The organism is Robertmurraya sp. (genome assembly GCF_036676585.1).
Classification (GTDB): Bacteria; Bacillota; Bacilli; order Bacillales; family Cytobacillaceae; genus Robertmurraya_A.
Genome location: NZ_JAKFCQ010000077.1, coordinates 12,136 through 29,262 on the forward strand (window position 1 = coordinate 12,136; position 17,127 = coordinate 29,262).

At 37.7% G+C, this 17,127-nt stretch carries 16 protein-coding genes, 2 tRNA genes and 1 rRNA gene; 3 read left to right on the plus strand and 16 right to left on the minus strand.

The annotated features are described in order from the left end of the window. Nucleotides 1–71 precede the first annotated feature (71 nt). The 7 genes from ACGLXV_RS10995 to groES form a co-directional block, all read right to left on the minus strand. The gene (locus tag ACGLXV_RS10995; protein WP_391558622.1) at nt 72–1,028 is read right to left on the minus strand and encodes a glycine-rich domain-containing protein; all 957 of its coding nucleotides are present in this window, start codon (nt 1,026–1,028) and stop codon (nt 72–74) included. A 584-nt stretch (nt 1,029–1,612) separates the two neighbouring features. Continuing rightward, nucleotides 1,613–1,876 (minus strand): C2 domain-containing protein, encoded by a 264-nt coding sequence (locus ACGLXV_RS11000; protein WP_391558623.1) that lies wholly within the window; start codon nt 1,874–1,876, stop codon nt 1,613–1,615. A 170-nt stretch (nt 1,877–2,046) separates the two neighbouring features. Beyond that, nucleotides 2,047–3,495 (minus strand): glycoside hydrolase family 1 protein, encoded by a 1,449-nt coding sequence (locus ACGLXV_RS11005; RefSeq protein WP_391558624.1) that lies wholly within the window; start codon nt 3,493–3,495, stop codon nt 2,047–2,049. Continuing rightward, complete coding sequence (locus tag ACGLXV_RS11010) at nt 3,488–5,386, minus strand: beta-glucoside-specific PTS transporter subunit IIABC (RefSeq protein ID WP_391558625.1); 1,899 nt, start codon at nt 5,384–5,386, stop codon at nt 3,488–3,490. The genes ACGLXV_RS11005 and ACGLXV_RS11010 overlap by 8 nt, the downstream gene beginning before the upstream one ends. 158 nt (nt 5,387–5,544) lie before the next feature. After that, a complete protein-coding gene (gene licT / locus ACGLXV_RS11015; protein WP_391558626.1) occupies nt 5,545–6,381 on the minus strand; it encodes a BglG family transcription antiterminator LicT in 837 nt (278 codons plus the stop codon). 416 nt (nt 6,382–6,797) lie between these two features. After that, complete coding sequence (gene groL, locus ACGLXV_RS11020) at nt 6,798–8,423, minus strand: chaperonin GroEL (RefSeq protein ID WP_391558627.1); 1,626 nt, start codon at nt 8,421–8,423, stop codon at nt 6,798–6,800. Between the two features lie 73 nt (nt 8,424–8,496). Beyond that, the gene (gene groES / locus ACGLXV_RS11025) at nt 8,497–8,781 is read right to left on the minus strand and encodes a co-chaperone GroES (protein ID WP_119706381.1); all 285 of its coding nucleotides are present in this window, start codon (nt 8,779–8,781) and stop codon (nt 8,497–8,499) included. A gap of 301 nt (nt 8,782–9,082) precedes the next feature. Between groES and ACGLXV_RS11030 the strand changes: the two genes are divergently transcribed. Then, nucleotides 9,083–9,820 carry a CPBP family intramembrane glutamic endopeptidase gene (locus ACGLXV_RS11030; protein ID WP_391558628.1) on the plus strand — a complete coding sequence of 246 codons (738 nt, stop codon included), beginning with the start codon at nt 9,083–9,085 and terminating at the stop codon, nt 9,818–9,820. Then, complete coding sequence (locus tag ACGLXV_RS11035) at nt 9,817–10,029, plus strand: YdiK family protein (RefSeq protein ID WP_251523549.1); 213 nt, start codon at nt 9,817–9,819, stop codon at nt 10,027–10,029. Before ACGLXV_RS11030 ends, ACGLXV_RS11035 begins: the two co-directional genes overlap by 4 nt. 27 nt (nt 10,030–10,056) lie before the next feature. Here ACGLXV_RS11035 and ACGLXV_RS11040 read toward each other — a convergent pair whose 3' ends face one another. Continuing rightward, a complete protein-coding gene (locus tag ACGLXV_RS11040) occupies nt 10,057–10,716 on the minus strand; it encodes a redox-sensing transcriptional repressor Rex (protein ID WP_119706378.1) in 660 nt (219 codons plus the stop codon). Between the two features lie 27 nt (nt 10,717–10,743). Next, nucleotides 10,744–11,238 carry a cyclic pyranopterin monophosphate synthase MoaC gene (gene moaC, locus ACGLXV_RS11045; protein WP_119706377.1) on the minus strand — a complete coding sequence of 165 codons (495 nt, stop codon included), beginning with the start codon at nt 11,236–11,238 and terminating at the stop codon, nt 10,744–10,746. 139 nt (nt 11,239–11,377) lie between these two features. Between moaC and ACGLXV_RS11050 the strand changes: the two genes are divergently transcribed. Further along, a complete protein-coding gene (locus ACGLXV_RS11050) occupies nt 11,378–13,300 on the plus strand; it encodes an ABC-F family ATP-binding cassette domain-containing protein (protein ID WP_391558629.1) in 1,923 nt (640 codons plus the stop codon). A 215-nt stretch (nt 13,301–13,515) separates the two neighbouring features. Here ACGLXV_RS11050 and tsaD read toward each other — a convergent pair whose 3' ends face one another. The 7 genes from tsaD to rrf form a co-directional block, all read right to left on the minus strand. After that, nucleotides 13,516–14,544 carry a tRNA (adenosine(37)-N6)-threonylcarbamoyltransferase complex transferase subunit TsaD gene (gene tsaD, locus ACGLXV_RS11055; protein WP_391558630.1) on the minus strand — a complete coding sequence of 343 codons (1,029 nt, stop codon included), beginning with the start codon at nt 14,542–14,544 and terminating at the stop codon, nt 13,516–13,518. Further along, nucleotides 14,541–15,017, minus strand: coding sequence for a ribosomal protein S18-alanine N-acetyltransferase (gene rimI / locus ACGLXV_RS11060; RefSeq protein WP_240390653.1), 477 nt, complete (start codon nt 15,015–15,017; stop codon nt 14,541–14,543). The genes tsaD and rimI overlap by 4 nt, the downstream gene beginning before the upstream one ends. Then, on the minus strand, nt 15,004–15,711 hold the full coding sequence (tsaB, locus tag ACGLXV_RS11065; protein WP_391558631.1) for a tRNA (adenosine(37)-N6)-threonylcarbamoyltransferase complex dimerization subunit type 1 TsaB: 708 nt from the start codon (nt 15,709–15,711) through the stop codon (nt 15,004–15,006). The genes rimI and tsaB overlap by 14 nt, the downstream gene beginning before the upstream one ends. Then, nucleotides 15,711–16,166 (minus strand): tRNA (adenosine(37)-N6)-threonylcarbamoyltransferase complex ATPase subunit type 1 TsaE, encoded by a 456-nt coding sequence (tsaE, locus tag ACGLXV_RS11070; protein ID WP_119706373.1) that lies wholly within the window; start codon nt 16,164–16,166, stop codon nt 15,711–15,713. The genes tsaB and tsaE overlap by 1 nt, the downstream gene beginning before the upstream one ends. Nucleotides 16,167–16,794: 628 nt before the next feature. Then, a tRNA-Asp gene (locus tag ACGLXV_RS11075) sits at nt 16,795–16,870 on the minus strand. A 34-nt stretch (nt 16,871–16,904) separates the two neighbouring features. Next, a tRNA-Met gene (locus tag ACGLXV_RS11080) sits at nt 16,905–16,978 on the minus strand. A 26-nt stretch (nt 16,979–17,004) separates the two neighbouring features. Further along, nucleotides 17,005–17,120: ribosomal RNA gene (rrf, locus tag ACGLXV_RS11085) — 5S ribosomal RNA — on the minus strand. Nucleotides 17,121–17,127 lie beyond the last annotated feature (7 nt).

Consider the following 17,127-nt stretch of genomic DNA (forward strand, 5'->3'; position numbering starts at 1 on the left):
TCAGTGGGGAATCATGCATTTTGTGAGGCAGAATAAATTATAAAAAAACAGAAACCGATCCCGGCTTCTGTTTAACTACTACAGCCTCCTCCACAACTGGAGCAACTGGAACCTCCTGAGTCTCCCCCGCCACCTGAATCGCCTGAATCACTGCTACAAGCAAAACCAGAACAAGAAGATCCTCCACTGAAAGGAGCAGCTTTTTGGTATTCTTCAGGAACAACTTCGCTCATCTGCTCATGAAATTCTTCTTCATCGTATAGTGAATAATAGACAGCTGCCCCCGCTGCAAATGAATAAATGTAGGCACTATTAGTTGATGGATGTGGAGCAAACTCCTTTGAATCTGTGTATTGCTGCTTGGCCTCATGAATCTCATTCTTCATTTTACTAATTAAGTATCTTTTCACTTCCAGCCAATCTTCATTTTTTCTAAAATATTTTGATAGTAACTCGTCTTCAGGTAATAGAAGGAAATCATCTAAAATCTCACGCTTAATTGGGTTCTGTAAAAAACTCCCCCAGATGGCTCTACTATTCGCAGTCACTTCAAATAAACTAATATAAACCCAATCAAAAAACGCTCGTTCGCCTGGAATCGGTGTGCTATCCAAATTAGGAGTGTGATGCAGTGTATCATTGTAAAAGTCCTTGGAAAACTTCTCGTAATCCCTTGTAAACATGAGCATCTCATGCCAAATTTCATCTACATGATGGCTGAACATCGGAACTGTTTTTAATAAACTATTCATCAAGAAATACCGCTTTAACTCAAACATTCCCCAGTCGAACTCATGATCCTTCCATTTAGGATGACTCTGTAAGACACGGTTTTTCACATTGTCTATATAAAAGTCTGGTAAGGATTGATCGAGCTTTTTCACAATCGGGATTCCTTCTTTTATCTCTACACCTAGTTGTTCTGGGATTGGGTCATTCGTTAATGATTTTTTCTTCCCGCTTGAAAACAACGTACTTCCTAGCAGAATGAAGAATCCGATCAAAATAAAACCAATAAAATATTCCATGGCCCTCTCCCCTTTCAAAATCATGTTTCGTCTTTTTATTACCTTATATATACGGTTTAACCATAAGTAAGTTTCATTAAATTTTCGCAGGAACAAATCGTAAACAAAATAAAAAAGGAAGCTTCCCATAAGTTAGTTAACTTATGAGAAACCTCCGTTAATATCCTCTATGTTAGCAAAATGTTAGTTTTCCACTCTCATCTTACTTATTAACCCTCATATCGCAAGGGATGGAGGACATGATTACATCATGCCGCCCGTAGGTTGCTAGAGTGTAATATTGTTAACATTGAGTGCAAAAAGTGCGGTAGATCAACGTTTCGGATGTTCCTTACTGTAACATCTTTAACGGGGATTTACCGTTTTTTATGGGATTGCGTTAGCAAAATTGTTAGCAGTTTATGATTTTACCTTCTAACATATGATTTTTAAAAAACTCAACTAAACAAAGCAAAAGGAGCCCTAAATAATGAATTCAATTTTTCATACGAACAGTAAATTAAAGCGAAATTTTAATAAATGACTCAACTAATTAAAGAACAGAATAAACTATTTAAAGAAGGGTTCTCTTCCTGCTGTTATATTCAACTATTTGATTTTTTATTTTCGTTGTTTAATCCCTTAACTTTTAATGTTACATCTAGAGCAAGCCCCATTCCCTTGCCCGAAATTCCTCCCATTTTTCCAGTTGCTTTTAATCTTGCTTCTTCTGATAATTGGTTCCATTGAGGGTTAACACCATGAGTGCGGACTATATTATTTTCACCTCTATTATTTAAATTCCGTTGCTTAGTAAATGGGTTTTTTTCAGATAGGTCAGTTAGCTGACTTTCTTCAACCTTCCCCATGTTTTAAAATGGATCATTTGATTGTTGCTGTTGTCTCAAGAGATTTTGGAACATTTCCCGTTACCTTATATATTAAGATTTAGACAAAACTACCAATCCTAATTATAAGTAGTTTGTTGGTACTTGCGAACAAGTTTTTCAATATAATTATGCCGAAGCTAATGCTTTAATTATATTTCCTCTCCATTTGTCGCTATTACTTGCTGATACCAATTAAAACTTTTCTTTTTACGTCTATTTAAAGTACCTTTTCCATCATTATCTTTATCTACATAGATAAAGCCATAGCGTTTCTTCATTTCTCCTGTTGATGCACTAACTATATCAATACAACCCCATGGAGTATATCCTATTAGTTCTACACCATCGTATACCGCTTCCTTCATTTGTTCAATGTGTTCTCTAAGAAACTTTATACGGTAATCATCGTTTATTTTTCCATCCTTTTCTACAATATCAACAGCACCTAAACCATTCTCAACAACCATCATTGGGATTTTGTAACGGTCATACACATGATTCAGTACATATCGTAGTCCTTCAGGATCAATTTGCCATCCCCAGTCATTAGCTTTTAAGTAAGGGTTTTTAAATCCACCAAATACATTGCCTTGCGTTACATCACCCTCGGGGCGAGTCCCAACAACATGAGACTTATAATAACTGAACGTATAGAAATCCACACAGCCATTTTTTAGTGTTTCTTCATCCCCTTCTGCCATCTCAATTTTAATATTGCTTTCCTCAAAATAACGTTTTGTGAATGTTGGATACTCCCCACGAACATGCACATCCCCGCAAATCATATTATTAATTTGGTCTTGCTTTTGAGCTTTGATAATGTCTTTAGGATTACATGTGCTTGCATAGCCCAAGCTATAATTAATCATACACCCAACCTTGAAATCAGGATTAATTTGATGAGCTATATTCACTGCTTTTGCACTAGCAACCAGTTGGTGATGTAATGCTTGAAATCTCATTTGAGAGCTATCAACAGTTATATTGTTAAAAATGCCACTGTCATCTACTAACAATGCTCCAGCTATAAATGCACCTGCAGGAACCATTAAGCTATTAATCTCATTAAAAGTTATCCAATACTTAACTACATCTTTATAACGCTTGAAAAGTGTATTACAATAGCGCACATAATGATCAATGGCCTCTCTAGATGCCCAGCCATTATATTTTTCAGTTAAAGCGAAAGGAGCTTCATAATGAGAAATGGTTACAATAGGTTCAATATTGTATTTTTTCAATTCAGAAAAGACGTTGTCGTAGAATTTAAGCCCTTCTTCATTTGCTACTTTATCATCAACATTCGGGAATATTCTTGACCAAGCAATAGACATTCTAAAACATTTAAATCCCATCTCAGCAAATAATTTGATATCTTCTTTATAATGATGATAAAAGTCAACTGCTTCATGGGAAGGATAATAAGTTCCTTCTTCTATATGTTTAGTAATACGTCTTGGAGTCGTATGCGATCCACCAGTCATAACATCCGCTGTACTTGCCTTTTTACCTCCTACGTTCCAAGCGCCCTCATATTGATTCGCTGCAGTGGCTCCTCCCCACATAAAATCAACAGGTAATACATTTTTTTTATTCATTTTCTTTTCCCCTCTCAGACATATACTGATCAGATACAATCGTTAATAGTATTTCTTCTGTATCAATTGTTTCCTTTTCTGTAGTTAGAACATCCAGATATTTATTTGTGTTAGTAATAATAATTGGAGTAATTAAATCATAGCCTTCATTTTTAATTCCATCTATATCAAATTCTATTAATAAATCGCCAACGTTTACTTGATCGCCACTCTTTGCTTTGGCTTTAAAATATTTCCCTTCTAATTTAACAGTATCCAAGCCTATGTGAATTAACATTTCAATTCCGTCTTCGGATGTTATTCCTATAGCATGTAGAGTAGGGAATATAGTGGTTATTTTACCTTTTACAGGTGAGAATAAGCGTCCTTCTTTAGGAAGAATAGCAATACCCTTTCCTAAAACTCCGCTTGAAAAAGTTTCATCCTTAACATTATTTAATTCCACTACATCACCTTTTAACGGTGATGTAAGAACACTATTTTTAAGTGATTGATGAATTTTCACTAGATCATTTTCTTCATCCTTCTCTTGAGACTCTTCTTCGTCTACATCCTTAAATCTTAAAATAAATACCATCACGAAAGCCACTAAAAAGCCTATCGCACAACCAATTACAGCATGTAATAAATTATAAGGATCTTCTGTAATAAAGGCCGGCAAAGTAGCTAGCCCCGTTATACCCATTGCAGATCGTGCAACACCAAAGGACCCAACATAAATCCCACCGACTGCTCCTGCAATAACAATAGCGATTAACGCCTTTTTAAATCTTAGTGCAATCCCGAAGAGTGCAGGTTCTGTAACTCCAAGTACAGCTGTTGCACTGGTAGAGCTTGCAATTTGTTTAACCTGCTTATCCTTTGTTAGCAAAGCAACTGCTAATGCAGCTCCACCTTGAGCAAGGCTGTGGATTAACATACCTGGTCCTACAATTGGTTCTAATCCCGTTGTTGTATAAGCTGTTATCGCAATAGGACCTAAACTATAATGCATACCTGTCATAATCAAGAAAGGAAATGTTGCCCCAACGATACCTGAGACTAACCAACCCATGTTCGTATTAACAAAACCTACAAATTCCGCAACATAGTTACCTATTATTGCTCCTAGTGGGCCGATAGTAATTAAAGTTAATGGAGCCATGATTAAAATGATAAGCAAAGGTTTAAGCATTGTTTTTATTATATTAGGCGAAACCTTATCTGCAAATTTCTCCACATAGGACATGACCCAAACAGCCAAAATAATTGGGATAACGGAGGAGCCGTAGGTAGCTTTAGTAACAGGAATACCTAAAAATGTAATAGCGTCTTCACTACTCAACAATGTTGAAAAAGTAGGGTGTAACAATACACCGGCAAGTGCAATCGCTAATCCAACATTTACTTTAAATTTTACTGCAGCACTCCAAGCTAATAACATTGGTAGAAAATAATAAGCTGAATCACTAATAAATGTTAAAATGGTAAAAATTTCAGATTCCTTAGATATTAAAGAAGTGACACTTAAGATAACAAGCAATGCCTTAATCATTGCACAGCCTATCATTGCTGGTAAAATAGGCGTAAAAATACCAGATAGCGTATCTAAAATAAGCGAAAAACCTCTCTTCTTATTACCTGAGTTATCAGTGGTATCGGTTTTAAAATTACCTAACTTAATCAGTTCATCATGAACATTGTTTACATTACTTCCAATAATAATTTGATACTGTCCACCACTATTGGCGGTACCTAATACGCCCTTTATCTTCTTAATTGAATCAGTGTCTGCTTTGGAATCATCTTTTAAGTTAAAGCGTAATCTCGTTGCACAATGTGTGACATGCTCAATGTTTTTTTCCCCACCGACATGATTTAATATATCGGTAGCTGTTTTTTGATAGTCCATATAATCCTCCCATATTTAAATAAATAAAAAAAAGACCTAGGGTCCCGGAATGTAAAGAATAGTGATCGTGTCTCTTTACATATCGGGACCCTAGGTCATGCCTGCTTAATCAGTAACATTCCTAGTTAATGTTCTAATATTTAAATGTGTAATAAAATTTAGTTAATTATAACTCGTCTAATATGAACAGCTAAATATATCAGATCCTCATCGGTTAGTTCTTTTCCATAAACTTGTCTTATTTGTTCTCTGATTTTCAAACTACATTGGTATTCCTCTTTGTACTTTGATTTAATTAATTCTTGGAAATCGATATCACTGTTTTCTATAGGAATGTTTGTAGTGCTGAACAAACGATAAGCAAAAAATTTCAAGTGAGTAATAAATCTCACATAATATAAAGAATCTTCATCTAAATCGACTTTAAAATAATATCTTACTATCTTTAAAATCTTTTGAATGAACTGCGTAATCTTAACAGTTCCTTCCATATCGTATCCTAGTTCAGCGTTAATAATATGAAGCGCGATAGCTCCTGCTTCATCCTCTTTCAAATTAACATTAAATTCTCTATTAATAATATCCAAAGCTTTAAGAGCAACCTTATATTCTGAAGCATAAAACTTCTTTATTTCCCACAATAACCCATTTTTAAATTCTACACCATTTTTGTATCGGGTTACTGCAAAACTAATATGATCCGTTAATGTTATATATATATTATCATTTAATTCTGCTTTAAGTTCTAATTTAGCAGTCTTAATAATACTCTCTGAAACACGCATATACTCCATTGGAATTTGAGCAAGTAATGCATATAGCTTTCCTGCAACATTTTTTGATTTTAAATAGAATTCTTTTTCTATTTTTTCTATATCTACTGGGTCCCCTTTTTTCTTTTGAAAGCCTATTCCATTGCCTAAAAGTATTAGTTCCTGACGTCGGGGATTTATGGCACAAATGACATTATTGTTTATAACTCTAGTAATTTTCAAGTTGTTCCCCTCCTTTGAATCAACTTTTTCGCACACAAAAAGACCTATTTTCATGTAAACGTTAACTATTAACTATATGGTTAACGTTTACATAAAAATAAGGTCTTGCCTGCTTTCAGTAACAATCCTTATAAAGCTCTGATATTCATTTATAGATAATAATATAACGAGTTCTCTTAAATGTCAACAAGTTTTAGCTTAACTAAAAATAAGCCCCTTAAACAATAAAGGGAAGCGTTTAAAAAATAATTGCTTATGACGAGAACTTTGAAAAAGAACAAAAAGGAAGGTTTGAAAAAAGAAGCCTCCCACAAGTTCATCGAACTCATGAGAGGCCTCCGTTAAAATCCTCAATGTTAGCAAACCACTCTCACCTTACCAACAAACCCAGTCATATCAAGGGTTGAGGGGCATTATTACATCATGCCGCCCATTCCACCCATGCCGCCCATGTCAGGCATTGCAGGAGTATCTTCTTTAATGTCAGCAACAACTGCTTCAGTTGTTAAGAACATTGCTGCAACAGATCCAGCGTTTTGAAGAGCTGAACGAGTTACTTTAGTTGGGTCAACGATACCAGCTTCGATCATGTTTACCCACTCGCCAGTAGCTGCGTTGAAGCCTGTTCCAATTTCTTCACGCTTTAAGCGGTCTACGATAACAGATCCTTCAAGACCCGCATTGTGTGCAATTGTGCGAACTGGTTCTTCCATCGCACGTAATACGATGTTGATACCTGTTTTTACGTCGCCAGTTGCTTCGATAGCAGCCACTTTTTTGTATACGTTAAGTAGGGCAACACCACCACCAGAAACGATACCTTCTTCAACAGCTGCACGAGTTGAGTTCAATGCGTCTTCAATACGAAGCTTGCGCTCTTTTAATTCTGTTTCAGTAGCAGCTCCAACTTTAACAACTGCTACACCGCCAGCTAACTTAGCTAAGCGCTCTTGTAATTTTTCGCGGTCAAATTCAGAAGTTGTTTCTTCCATTTGCGCACGTATTTGGTTTACACGACCTGCGATTTGTGCAGAGTCTCCAGCACCTTCAACGATTGTTGTATTTTCTTTTGTTACAACAACTTTAGAAGCGCGTCCTAAAGATTGAATCGTTGCAGACTTAAGGTCACGACCTAGCTCTTCAGTGATCACTTCTCCACCTGTTAGGATAGCGATGTCTTCAAGCATAGCTTTACGACGGTCACCGAAACCAGGAGCTTTAACCGCTACTGCATTGAATGTTCCACGAAGCTTGTTAACTACTAAAGTAGCTAATGCTTCTCCTTCTACATCCTCAGCAACAAGTAATAATGGCTTACCTTGTTGTACAACTTGCTCTAGAACTGGAAGGATTTCTTGGATGCTTCCAATTTTCTTGTCAGTAATTAAGATAAATGGATTGTCTAAAACAGCTTCCATTTTATCAGAGTCAGTTACCATGTATGGAGATGCATATCCACGATCGAATTGCATACCTTCTACTACATCAAGCTCAGTAGTGAAGCCTTTTGATTCTTCGATTGTGATTACGCCGTCGTTACCAACGCGCTCCATTGCTTCAGCAATTAATTGTCCTACTTCATCATCAGCTGCAGAAATAGCTGCAACTTGTGCGATAGAAGCTTTGTTTTCAATTGGCTTAGAAATCGCACGAAGCTCTTCAACCGCTACTGCTACTGCCTTATCCATCCCTTTACGGATACCCATTGGGTTCGCACCAGCTGTAACGTTCTTTAAGCCTTCGCGGATCATCGCTTGAGCAAGAACCGTTGCAGTTGTCGTACCGTCACCAGCAACATCATTTGTTTTGCTAGCTACTTCAGCAACAAGCTTAGCACCCATGTTTTCGAATGCATCTTCAAGTTCGATTTCTTTTGCAATTGTTACACCATCATTTGTAATAAGTGGTGAACCGAATTTCTTTTCAAGAACCACGTTACGTCCCTTTGGTCCTAATGTTACTTTTACCGCATTTGCAAGTGCATCTACCCCACGAAGCATCGAGCGACGTGCGTCTTCACTAAACTTAATTTCTTTAGCCATTGTAAAATACCCTCCTCGAGTTTTTTCAATCTATTCTGTCTTCGTTTAGTTTTAAAATAAGAAAGTTCTACTCTTATCCAAGAATAGCAAGAATATCGTTTTCACGTAGAATTAAGTACTCTTTTCCTTCGAACTTAACTTCTGTGCCAGCGTATTTTGAGAAGATAATGCGGTCGTCCACAGAAACTTCAAGAGCTACACGCTCACCGCTTTCAAGTACGCGGCCAGTGCCGACAGCAACTACTTTGCCTTCTTGAGGCTTCTCTTTAGCAGAGTCTGGTAGTACAATACCGCTTGCCGTTTTTTCTTCCGTTTCAACTAGCTCAATTACAATGCGATCACCTAGTGGCTTTAACAAGTGAAACAACCTCCTCAAATATATGTAAGATTTTATTATTAGCACTCACTTAACTAGAGTGCTAACACAACTATTATATTAATGAATCTCTTCTTTTTTTGCAAGCGAGAAACCGCTTTTTTTTATAAATTTTTTGTAAAAGTCCTCCCATAACTTGTTAATTATACAACCTTACTAAGTATGTACTTTTCCATCTATTCTATCCATATAATGCTAAAATACGGACAATAATTCTTCTTATTTGATACAACCTGATGTTTACGAGTAGAATAACTATATTGGATTGAAAAGGAGACTTGTTTTGAAACGTGAATATTGGATTATATTAATTGCTTATATTGCAATGCAGCTTTCAAGCTTTATTGGTGTCCCTATAACCTCTCTTGTAATGGAAATGATTGGTTTTAATACAAATCACTCTCAAGGGTTTGCAGGTGTCACTTGGCTTGTCATCAGCTTTTCTATCACACTTGTTGTTGTCCTGCTGCTGTTGCGTAAAGAGATGGTAACTGCAAATGAAGTAAGAAACGGAGCAAGCTTAGGTCGGTCGATCCTCTGGTCCATCACAGGTGTCTTTCTTGCCCTATTTGCCCAAGCCTTTGCTGCGAATATTGAACGTTTGATTGGTATTGAGGTAGGATCTGATAATACACAACAGATTTTACGTATCATTGAAACTTTTCCTATTATGATTGTCGTTAGCTCAGTTATTGGTCCTATATTAGAAGAAATTGTCTTTCGTAAGATCATTTTTGTGGCATTTTATAAGCGTTTTAACTTTTTCCTATCTGCGTTGCTTAGCTCCGTCATTTTTTCATTTGCCCATATGGAGCCTGAGCATACCCTACTTTATTCGGCGATGGGATTCACCTTTGCGTATTTGTACGTAAAAACCAATCGTATTCTCGTTCCAATCGTTGCTCACGTATCAATGAATACGTTCGTTGTACTTGTGCAATCCGTATATAGGGAAGACTTAGAAAAATTAATCAAACAAGCAGAACAAATGCAAAGCTTTATTGGAGGATTCTTCTTATGAGACAGTCACCTTTATTCTCAGGAATTATATACATCGTCTTAGGTGCTCTGTTCACAGTGTTTGCGATTCAGGACTTACAACAAAATGGAGAGTGGGGCTTTTTTACTTACCTGCTTGTCTTGCTAGCAACATTTGATATTGGTTCAGGCATTCGGATGATTCTTTTACATTTTAAAATTAAAGAGATTAAGAAACAGCAAAAGAAATAGCCGCTCCACTAAGGGGCGGCTTGTTGTTTATTCCTCTACCATTTCTTCATCCACTGAATAGTGCTTTAAAAAGTACACAAGTGACTGTAACTCAATAGCCAAATCAATATGATGAACCCTTATTGATGATGGAACCGTTAATCGGGCCGGTGTAAAGTTTAAAATTCCTCTCACCGTTCCTTGAACCATTCGATCAGTAATGGATTGTGCGACCGTTGCTGGAACGGTTAATATCGCTACCTGAATATCTTCTCTTTCAATAACCTCTTCTAGATCATCCATATGATAGACGGGCACTTCTCCAATTTTTGTGCCTACCTTATCTTCTACTACGTCAAATGCAACAGCAATTTTTGTATTATTATTTTTTAAGAAATTATAATTTAAAAATGCTGTCCCTAAATTCCCCACTCCAATTAAAGCAACCTTCGTTAACTCATCTTGGTCGAGTGTTTTACGGAAAAAGGATAATAGATAGTTTACATTGTAACCGTATCCCTTTTTGCCTAACGCACCAAAGTATGAAAAATCTCTTCGAATCGTTGCAGAATCGACCTTCACCGCCTCACTTAGTTCAGCAGATGAAACTCGTTGCTTTCCTGATGAGTGTAAACTATTTAAAAAGCGATAATACAATGGTAGTCTTTTCGCCGTTGCTTGTGGGATTTTCATTGATTCATTACTCATCGTTCTTCCCCTACCTTCTACCTTTAACTAATATAGTTTCTCTTCTCTTTTAAAGTCACCGTTTTTTCCACCAGTTTTTTCAACAAGGTATGTTTTCCCGATAACCATTCCTTTATCTACTGCTTTACACATATCATAAACAGTAAGCGCACAAACAGAAGCGGCTGTTAACGCTTCCATTTCTACTCCTGTATTCCCTTTTGTCTTTACACTAGCAGATATATGTAGAGTATGGCAATTGTTATCTGATTCCCAATCAAAAGAAATATCGACACCAGTAAGTGGAATAGGATGACACATTGGAATAATATCCCATGTTTTTTTACAAGCCATAACGGCAGCAACCTGTGCGACTGCTAGCACATCACCTTTTTTCATTTGGTTATGTGTGATACGATCATATATCTCTTGATTGACTGTGATACTAGAATGGGCAATGGCCGTCCGTACCGTTTCGGGCTTATCACTCACATCTACCATTTTCGCTCTGCCTTCTTTATTAAAATGAGTGAACTCTGACATCAATTATACACCTCTTTCAAAATCATACACTATTTTCCTCGTTCTGTGTGAAAACATTGTAACATAGTTCACAACTCATATCATTGCTCATCCGTATTGAATGCGATACACTAACCGTAGAAGTATAGAGGTGAAATCAATGATACTACTACAAGTGAACCAGCTTTCCAAGTCTTATGGAGCTGACCTTATTTTATCGAATATAAAACTAGAAGTTCAAACAAGAGACCGTATTGCCTTAGTAGGCCGAAATGGGGCCGGGAAATCTACTTTACTCAAGATTATTGCCGGTCACCTTTCCTATGAATCAGGTGATTTAATCAAGCCCAAACATGTAACGATCGGGTATTTGGCTCAGAACACAGGTCTTGTTTCCGGATTATCCATTTGGGAAGAAATGCTTACCGTTTTTGAACAAGTCATGAATCAAGAGAAAGAGCTTCGTAAGCTCGAGGAAAAGATGGCTGATCCTACCGTATTTGAAGATGCTACTTTGTACGAGCGGACAATAAAAGAATATGACCATCTCCAAAATGAATTTAAGGAGAATGGGGGGTATCAGTACGAGTCTGATATACGTTCTGTCCTACATGGATTAAATTTCCACTCATTTGATTACTCTACAAAAATTGATAGCTTGAGTGGTGGCCAGAAAACTCGATTAGCTCTTGCGAAGTTGTTATTAACTAAACCTGATATTCTTATATTAGATGAACCTACCAACCATCTAGATATTGATACTTTGTCTTGGTTAGAGCAATATCTGACTGGCTACACGGGTGCCATCTTGATTGTATCCCACGATCGCTACTTTTTAGATAAAGTGGTCAATCAAGTGTACGAAATCTCTAGGAATCAAATCAGCAAATTCTCAGGAAACTACAGTTCTTATCTTGAACAAAAAGCCGAAAACTACGAGCGTGATCTAAAGCAATACGAAAAACAGCAAGATGAAATAGCCAAGCTCCAGGACTTTATTCAAAAGAATCTTGCTCGTGCATCGACCACCAAGCGGGCTCAAAGTAGAAGGAAGAAGCTTGAGAGAATGCAAGTTATGGACAAACCTCTTGGAGATGAGAAGTCCGCCTCCTTCGGTTTTGATATTGAAAAGCAAAGTGGCAATGAGGTGTTAAATGTTCATTCCTTATCCGTTGGCTATCATGATGAACGGATAGCTGAGGGACTTTCCCTCAGAATTACTAGAGGCGATTCCGTTGCCTTAGTTGGACCGAATGGGATTGGAAAGTCAACCTTACTTAAAACCATCCAAGGAACGTTACAACCCTTAGAGGGACAAGTTCACTATGGTTCCAACGTTAGCATTGGCTATTATGACCAGGAACAGGCGGCTCTTACTTCAAACAAGCGAGTTTTAAATGAGCTTTGGGACGAATATCCTCTGAAAAGTGAAAAGGAAATCCGGACTGTACTAGGGAATTTCTTGTTTACCGGCGACGATGTGTTAAAAACGGTATCCACTCTTAGCGGTGGGGAAAAGGCACGTCTAGCACTAGCTAAACTTATGATGCAAAAGGCCAATCTCCTTATACTAGATGAGCCTACCAACCATTTGGACTTGGACAGTAAGGAAATATTAGAAAACGCGCTAGTGGATTATCCAGGAACTATTTTATTTGTTTCTCATGATCGATACTTCATTAATCGCATTGCAACGAAGGTGATTGAGCTAAGTAAAACCGCGGCTGTTGAGTACCTTGGGGACTATGATTATTACGTGGAAAAGAAGCTTGAACAAGAAGAGTTGAAAGCCATAGAACAAGCAGAAAAGGCTGCAGCTACCGCGGTAGCTTCTCCAGAAAAAAATACGTATCAAATCGATAAGGAAGCCAAGAAATTAGAGCGTCAACGAAAGCGACGCATCGAAGAAATAGAAGGATTGATTGAACAGCTCGAAGAAACGATTGAAAAGAATAATACACTGCTTTGTGATCCAGAAATTTTTCAAGACCACGAAAGAGTGCTCAAAATTAATGAAGAAAATGAAACAGCAAAACTCCAATTAGATGAGTTACTAGAAGAATGGAGTGAACTTGCTGAATAAGCAGAAAGAACCGGGAGAATGAATCTATCCCGGTTTTTTCTTTTCCACAATTTTGTTCACAAGTAAATTGTTTTTATATGTGCTTTCCACAGGGTTTTCCACATTATCCACAATTTTAGTTTATTTTATCCACATTATACACAGTGAAACTTGTCGAAACAGTGTTTATACACAAAAAATAGCCCCTATCACGTGATAGGGACTTTTTCCTAAAGTTATGTGTTGTGGATAGATAGGTCTAATCCGGGATTTGCATTTAAGGAATAGTCACTTCTTTGTCCTTTTTCATACATGACACTTCCAGCAGCAGCAATCATGGCAGCGTTATCTGTGCATAAAGAGAGTGGAGGAATAATTAATTCTACACCTTCAATAGCAGCGAACTCTCTCTCCAGTGCGCTACGCAGTCCTTTATTAGCAGCTACTCCTCCTGCTAGTAACACTTGCTTCACTGAATACTGTTTGGCCGCACGTACTGTCTTAGTTACCAACACGTCGATAACACTTTGTTGAAAACTTGCTGCAAGATCTTCAGGTGCAATGACTTCCCCTCTTTGCTCTGCATTGTGGACGGTGTTGATAACTGCTGATTTTAATCCACTAAAGCTAAAATCATATGACCCTTCCTCTAACCAAGCTCTCGGTAAATCAATAATAGGTGAACCAACAGCTGCTAATCGGTCAATATGTGGTCCGCCTGGATATGGCATTTTTAACGTCCTAGCCACTTTATCGTACGCTTCGCCCGCAGCATCGTCTCTCGTTTCTCCAATCACCTCAAAGTGGCCATGAGCCTTCATATAAACAAGCTCTGTATGTCCACCAGAAACAACTAATGATAATAGTGGAAAATCCATTTCCTTTATCAACCGATTCGCATAAATATGACCAGCGATATGGTGGATTCCTACAAGAGGAATACCGTGAGCAAAGCTTAGTGCCTTGGCTGCGTTTACCCCTATTAATAAGGCACCCACAAGCCCTGGTCCCTCCGTTACAGCAATCGCATCAATATCTGAAAACTGTAATTCAGCCACTCTCATTGCTTCTTCTATTACAATCGTGATTTGCTCCACATGATGTCGAGAAGCAATCTCAGGAACCACTCCGCCGAATCGCTTATGGCTTTCAATTTGTGAAGCAACGATATTTGCTACAATTTCGTGTCCATCTTTTACAATGGCAACAGCTGTTTCATCACAGCTTGTTTCAATTCCTAATATATATTGATTTTTTCCACTCATAATGTCACCCACATGACTAATGCATCCTCATAATTATCAGTATAATAGTTCTTGCGTATTCCACCGTTCATAAAACCGAGCTTACGGTACAAAGATTGTGCGACTGTGTTCGAAACACGTACCTCAAGTGTCATCGTTTTTGCACCCCTCTTCTTTGCAACCTCCATAATCATACGAAGGATCGCTTCTCCTAGCTTTTGCCCACGAAATTCAGGTAAGACCGCTATGTTGGTAATATGTGCCTCATCAACAATCAGCCACATTCCACAATAACCTATAACTTGACCTTCCTTTTCTAAAACAAGATAGACAGCGAATTGATTTAGATTTAACTCATTTTCAAATGATTGCCTAGTCCAAGGGGTTGCAAATGAAAGTTCCTCAATTTTTAAGATTTGATCAATATCTTCTTCCTTCAAATATCGAAACACTAAGGAATCAGTTAATGAGTGAGTCTCTTCATTTTGCATCATTTTCTTTCTTCCCTTCTAGCCATTTCGCTTCAGCTTCAGCTAATCGAATATAATTTGGTACAAAGGTGTGTACATCAACTGGTTCACGATTGATCCCTAATTGAGCTAGCTCTCCAGGACGTGGATTATTTTCTGTGTAGTGAGCAAATCTTGCTTGATCTCCCATCATATTTGCTAGAACTTCCTTGTGAATCGATAGATCATTGCCAACAAACAAAACAGGATCAGAAAGCTCCTTTAAGCGCTCTGCCCAATCTGTCGCTAATACCAATTGGTCCTTTATAACTGTTTCGAGTGAACCATTTTGGGAGCGATACAGGCCGGTATAGACTTGTCCTCTTCTAGCGTCAAATAATGGAGCCACATAGCCTGGGAAGTACCGTGCAGCTGATGCAGCTAACACTTCTATGCTCGAAACCCCAACAAGAGGAATTTGTAACGTCCACGCTAATGTTTTCGCAATCGTTACTCCTATACGAACACCCGTATAAGAGCCAGGACCTTCTGCGACGACAATTTTCTCTAGGTCTGCTGGCTTCACGTCACATTCCCTGCATAGGTTTTCAATCGCTGGCATCACACGGACCGAATGATTCTTTTTAATATTCGTTATGTACTCCCCAATCACTTGCTGGTCATCTATTAAGGCAATACCTAGTGGATAATTTGATGTATCTATTGCTAGTACTTTCATTAGGCAAATAGCTCCTTACAAAGCATTTCATATCGTTTTCCTTTTGGTGTTATCGTTAAAATCCGAGAATTCTCTTCTCCATGAGTAATTTTTATTTGTAGAAGCTCGTTTGGTAGTTGCTCTTCAATAAGATGAGCCCACTCCACAACCGTTACTCCCTGACCTTCAAAATATTCATCAAAGCCCAAGTCTTCATAGGAATCCTCTAAACGGTACACATCCATATGATAAAGCGGAAGTCTTCCGTTATATTCTTTTATAATAGTAAAAGTCGGACTACTTACGTTTTTGTTAATATCAAGTCCCACTGCGAGCCCTTTTGTAAAAGTCGTCTTACCTGCACCAAGATCACCCTCTAATGTAATCACATCTCCCGGTTGAAGCTTTTGTGCAAGTTCCTTTGAAAATTGTAAAGTCTCTTCCGTACTGTTTGTTCTAACTATGTATTCGTTCATTGAATTAATCACCCAATTCTTTTATAAAAAAGCCTTAGGACAGGATCCTAAGGCTAGTCTCTTATAAGTGTACATGATTTTAAAAAAATGAGCAAAAAAGGTTGGAATGGTATGTAGTTTTTTGGTGTGCGATTGAGTTAGTTGAGTTTGCGCAAAGATCGTTGGTTTGTAATCGCAAATATATATTGTGAATCGCAAATATAATCTTGGGATCGCAAGTAAATTTTTAGAATCGCAAATATCTCTTGAGAATCGCAAGTAAATTTTTAGAATCGCAAATATCTCTTGAGAATCGCAAGTAAATTTTTAGAATCGCAAATATCTCTTGAGAATCGCAAGTAAATTTTTAGAATCGCAAATATAACTTGGGAATCGCAAATAAATTTTTAAAATCGCAAATATATCTCGAGAATCGCAAGTAAATTTTTAAAATAGCAAATATATCTCGAGAATCACAAGTAAATACACAATAACATTCATTTTTATCGATATTAGAGTGTTCACAACCGTGTTCTACACTGTTTTCATTCCATTTTAGCCATAAATATCGTCTTTTATTAAAAAGTCTCTATAAAAAACAAAAAAACGAATCCATTTTGGTTCGTTTGGTTCTACTAAAATATGAAAATGGCGGTCCCGACCGGGATCGAACCGGCGATCTCCTGCGTGACAGGCAGGCATGTTAACCGCTACACCACGGGACCAGGGTATCTTCAAGTTTCCTTGAAGAACAATTGATTGCGGGGACAGGATTTGAACCTGCGACCTTCGGGTTATGAGCCCGACGAGCTACCAGACTGCTCCACCCCGCGACAATAATAATTAAATCTGTAATACAGCCTAGCGACGTCCTACTCTCACAGAGGGAAACCCTCAACTACCATCGGCGCTGAAAAGCTTAACTTCCGTGTTCGGTATGGGAACGGGTGTGACCTTTTCGCTATCGCCACTAGACCAGTAT